The organism is Paraburkholderia sp. GV068 (assembly GCF_003058125.1).
In the GTDB taxonomy this organism is placed as follows: Bacteria; Pseudomonadota; Gammaproteobacteria; order Burkholderiales; family Burkholderiaceae; genus Paraburkholderia; species Paraburkholderia graminis.
In genome coordinates this window covers 1-3,993 of the sequence record NZ_QBUB01000038.1, presented here as the reverse complement: position 1 = coordinate 3,993, position 3,993 = coordinate 1, and the positions used below count along the sequence as shown (strand labels likewise).

The 3,993-nt window shown below is 62.7% G+C and carries 3 protein-coding genes and 2 pseudogenes; 2 read left to right on the top strand and 3 right to left on the bottom strand.

What is annotated here, in order from left to right:
* The 3 genes and pseudogenes from C8K18_RS32945 to C8K18_RS32935 all read right to left on the bottom strand — a co-directional run.
* Window positions 1-134 (bottom strand): annotated as a pseudogene (locus tag C8K18_RS32945) (2-methylcitrate synthase); the annotation flags it as partial.
* Window positions 135-159: 25 nt separating this feature from the next.
* A complete protein-coding gene (locus C8K18_RS32940) occupies window positions 160-1,158 on the bottom strand; it encodes a CoA ester lyase (protein ID WP_006047554.1) in 999 nt (332 codons plus the stop codon).
* A gap of 188 nt (window positions 1,159-1,346) precedes the next feature.
* Entirely contained in the window at window positions 1,347-2,330 is a 984-nt protein-coding gene (locus C8K18_RS32935; protein WP_006047555.1) for a malate dehydrogenase, read from the bottom strand.
* 585 nt (window positions 2,331-2,915) lie between these two features.
* On the opposite strand from C8K18_RS32935, the gene C8K18_RS32930 reads away from it, so the two are divergent.
* Window positions 2,916-3,716 (top strand): GntR family transcriptional regulator, encoded by an 801-nt coding sequence (locus C8K18_RS32930; RefSeq protein WP_006047556.1) that lies wholly within the window; start codon window positions 2,916-2,918, stop codon window positions 3,714-3,716.
* Between the two features lie 169 nt (window positions 3,717-3,885).
* A pseudogene (locus C8K18_RS32925) lies at window positions 3,886-3,993 on the top strand (succinate dehydrogenase, cytochrome b556 subunit); the annotation flags it as partial.

The window sequence follows — 3,993 nt, the reverse complement described above, 5'->3', positions numbered from 1 at the left end:
CGGTAATGCAGATCGTTGCCGGTCTTGCCGACCGTGCACAGCGCCGTGTTGCCCGCGGTCACGCCGGACAGCGCGACGGATTTTTTCGGTTTGAAGCCGCCTTGTACGCCGGCGGTTTGCGTTGTCTCGCTCATCTGCCGCTGTCTCCTGTTTGCGTGCTCATTGCTCCACGTCCCCGAAAAGCGGCGCGGCATCTTGCGGGATCGCGCGGCCGGTGGATCGCGCGCGACGCAGCACCGACCAGTAATAGCGGTAGCTCGCGCGGTCGTGCAAGGTGTCGCGATGGCGCGTGGGTCCCCATTGAGCGGACTGCGCGGCCAGCAGAATTTCGGCGGCGGTGGCGATTTCCTCGTCGCGCGGCGCGAACGCGCCCACGATGGCCTCAATCTGCGCGGGATGAATGCTCCACATGCGCGTGTAGCCGAATTCGTTGCGAGCCCGCGCGGCGTCGCTCGCGACCACGCTCATGTCGCGCACTTCGGTGCTGACGTTGTGCGACGGCACCTTGCCGTGCGCATGGCAAGCCGCTGAAATCTCCAGCTTCGCGCGCCGCACGAGCGGATGATCGAACTGGCCGGGCGAGCGCATGGCCGTGTCGGGAATCGCGCCGTTGTGCGCGGAGACGAAATCCATCAGGCCGAAGCTCAATGCCTCGACGCCGGGCAACGCGGCGAGATCGAACACACGCGTGAGCGCGCCATGCGTTTCGACGAGCAGTTGCACCGGGATGGCTTTTGCGATGCCAAGCTCACGCCGCGTGGCTTCGATGAACGCGACCATTTCCGCCGCGTCCAGCACGTTGCGGATTTTCGGCAGCGTGATGAAAGCAGGCGCTCGCTTCGCCGCGCGCAGAATCAGGCGCACGTCGTCACGCCAGTACGGGTGATCGTAGTCGTGAATCCGCACGCCGACGCGTCCGAAGCGGTCATGCTCGCTGCCGATGAGCGACGCGACCAACTCCGCATGCTCCGCTTCGCGGCCGACTTGCGCGCCGTCTTCGCAGTCGAGCGTGATGTCGAACACGGGGCCCAGTTGCTGCTGCACCGCGAGCGATTTCAGCATCAGCTTTTCGCTGCCGGCGTAGTGATCGCAGGCAGGCAGCACAGCGGGCGGCACTTCGCCGTCAAACAGCACTTCGGCGGGTGTGAGGGCGCGCATCTTCGGCGTCAGGGGCGTGGGTTTTGTTGAGGAAAACCGATTCGGGCGCGCTCTGTCCGGTCGTACAGGCAGACAGGCAAAACGCGCTCGGATCAGGTGCGAATCGACTGGTCTGCTCGATTCGCACGAAAAAAACCGGAACCCGCCGCGGTGACGCTACGGAGTTCCGGTTGGTCTGCATCAGGTGCTTAGCCGAGCAGATGCTGAACGCCTTCGCGTTCTTCCAGCAGTTCCTGCAGCGTGCCGTCCATCTTTTCGCGCGAGAACGCGTCGATTTCCAGGCCTTCCACGCGCTTGTATTCGCCGTTTTCGCAGATCACCGGCACGCCGTAGACGATGTCTTCGGGAATGCCGTACGAGCCGTCCGACGGAATACCCATGGTGACCCACTTGCCGTTCGTGCCGAGCACCCAGTCACGCACGTGGTCGATTGCAGCGTTAGCCGCCGACGCCGCCGACGACAAACCGCGTGCCTCGATGATCGCCGCGCCGCGCTTGCCGACGGTCGGGATAAACGTGTTGCGGTTCCATTCGTCGTCGTTGATCAGCTTGGTCAGGTTTTGACCTTCTGCGGTCGCGAAGCGGAAGTCCGGGTACATGGTCGGCGAGTGGTTGCCCCACACAGCCAGCTTTTCGATCGAAGCGACCGGCTTGCCCGACTTCGCGGCCAGTTGCGACAGCGCGCGGTTGTGGTCCAGACGCAGCATGGCGGTGAAGTTCTTCTTCGGCAGGTCCGGTGCCGACTTCATCGCGATGTAGGCGTTCGTGTTGGCCGGGTTGCCGACCACCAGCACCTTCACGTCGCGGCTGGCGACTTCGTTCAGCGCCTTGCCTTGAACCGTGAAGATTTCGGCGTTTGCCGACAGCAGGTCTTTACGCTCCATGCCCTTCGAACGCGGACGCGCGCCGACCAGCAGGGCGACGTCGGCGTCTTTGAATGCGACCTTCGGGTCGTCCGTGATCACGACGCCCGACAGCAGCGGGAATGCGCAATCATCCAGTTCCATCACGACGCCTTTGACGGCGCCTTGCGCTTGCGGCAGGTCGAGCAGTTGCAGGATCACCGGCTGATCCTTGCCGAGCAGATCACCATTGGCGATGCGGAACAGCAGGGAGTAAGCAATTTGACCTGCGGCGCCGGTGACGGCAACGCGCTTTGCGGGCTTAGCCATTGAGAAATCTCCAGGACGATGCGTTAGACGCTAGGGAAAACGCCATTCTATATGCGCGTTCAGCGAAGCGTTGTTAAACACGGCGGAATTCGCTGTTCGCGGGAGGCTCGCTGCCGGCCCGTTAATTGCGGGCCGAAAGCGGCGCTGCGGCAAGACCGCCATGCCGGAAACCGGTACTGCTGAGCTCTCTTGAGCCGGCGCTTCGCCCTTCTTCCGCCGACATATCAAACGGGGAAGCGGCCGTTTCTTCAGAGCGGGAGCGGTCATTGAGGCGCCGGGGCAGCCGCTGCACGGTGCGGGCTCCTGCAAACAGCGCGTTTCGGCAAGCGTCGGACCAACGAACGGCGGCGAATCGAAACCCTGGACTGCGTGGGAACAGCATGGTGCAGAGTGGCTGCCAGTGCGTGGCGGCGCTGCCAAACCGGATGCAGCGCAGAGCCGTCAAAACGCCCGCAAACCCTTGCTCGACAAGGAGTGTAGGAGTCGGCAGAGGCAAAGTCAACATTATCTTATGTCTTATATAAGACACATCTATTGCCGGGGAAACGCTGGACGCGAGCCAGCGCTTTATGATGAAATGCGCGCATGAATTCGAACCCGGCCAACACCACGAATCCCGGCGGCCAGGCGGCCGCGGGCGAAGGTGCATCCGCGGCCGTCCCCGCTGCGTCACCCACTTTCAGCCCGCTGTACCAGCAGATCAAAGGGCTGATCACGCAGAGTCTCGAAAGCGGTGAATGGAAGCCCGGCGAGATCATTCCTAGTGAAGTCGAATTAGCGGCCAGATACAAGGTCAGCCAGGGCACGGTGCGTAAAGCGATCGACGAACTCGCCGCCGAGAACCTGCTCGTGCGCCGCCAGGGCAAGGGCACGTTCGTTGCGACGCACAACGAAGATCGCGCGCAGTTTCGCTTTTTGCGGTTACTCGCCGATGACGGCGCCGAACATCCGCACGTTAGCCGCCTGCTCGAGTGCCGGCGCTTGCGTGCATCGGCGGACATCGCGCGGCAACTTGACCTGAAGCCCGCCGATCCCGTTGTGCTGATCAAGCGTCTGTTGCAGTTCGACGGCGAAGTGACCGTGCTCGATGAAATCTGGCTGCCAGGCGCCGTGTTTCGCGGGCTGACGCTGGAGCGGCTGTCGGAGTACAAGGGTCCTCTTTACGCGATGTTCGAGACGGAGTTCGGCACGCGCATGATCCGCGCCACGGAGAAAATCCGCGCGGTCGCCGCCGAGCCGTCGGTGGCCGATCTGCTGCAGGTGCCGCCGGGTTTTCCGCTGCTGTCCGTCGAACGCGTGTCCTACACCTATGGGGATCGGCCGGTGGAAGTCCGGCGAGGTTGGTATGTCACAACCGGGTACTACTATCAGAACGATCTCAGCTAAATCGGGCTGGACTGAGCTGGATTGAAGGCGCGGCGTCCCACGCGCGCGCCGTTTGACGGCGCCTTTATTGCGCGCGCTGCAATGGACCTGTCGGGGTTTTCGCTGCAGCGCGAAATGAAAAGGCGCTAAAATTGCGGATTGGTGTGAACTACATAGCAGGGGGTCTAGCATGGCTGAAGCGGTAAAAAAACCGAGGCCGGAGTTCCGGAACATCGGTATCGGGCAGATATTGACGGCGTATCGCCTGCCTCTTGCGGGGCGCGTGTCGATTCTGCAT

Bases quoted from the DNA above. Each gene is read 5' to 3' on its own strand.
- C8K18_RS32940 (WP_006047554.1), bottom strand. From the start codon at position 1,158: ATGCGCGCCCTCACACCCGCCGAAGTGCTGTTTGACGGCGAAGTGCCG.
- C8K18_RS32935 (WP_006047555.1), bottom strand. From the start codon at position 2,330: ATGGCTAAGCCCGCAAAGCGCGTTGCCGTCACCGGCGCCGCAGGTCAA.
- C8K18_RS32930 (WP_006047556.1), top strand. From the start codon at position 2,916: ATGAATTCGAACCCGGCCAACACCACGAATCCCGGCGGCCAGGCGGCC.